The 221-nt window shown below is 65.6% G+C and carries 1 protein-coding gene; it reads left to right on the forward strand.

Annotated elements, in window-relative coordinates; translation table 11 throughout:
* On the forward strand, positions 1–221 hold a 221-nt coding region (locus tag KI810_RS17210; protein ID WP_246525811.1), incomplete at both ends, for a GTP-binding protein.

The following is a 221-nucleotide window of genomic DNA, read 5'->3' on the forward strand; positions in this document are numbered from 1 at the left end:
TTCGACCAGATCGACAACGCCCCGGAAGAGCGTGAGCGCGGCATCACCATCGCCACCGCGCACGTCGAGTACGAGACCGACAAGCGTCACTATGCGCACGTGGACTGCCCGGGCCATGCCGACTACGTCAAGAACATGATCACCGGAGCGGCGCAGATGGACGGCGCCATCCTGGTCGTATCCGCCGCAGACGGCCCCATGCCCCAGACCCGCGAGCACAT

The organism is Geomobilimonas luticola (assembly GCF_018476905.1).
GTDB lineage: Bacteria > Desulfobacterota > Desulfuromonadia > Geobacterales > Geobacteraceae > Geomobilimonas > Geomobilimonas luticola.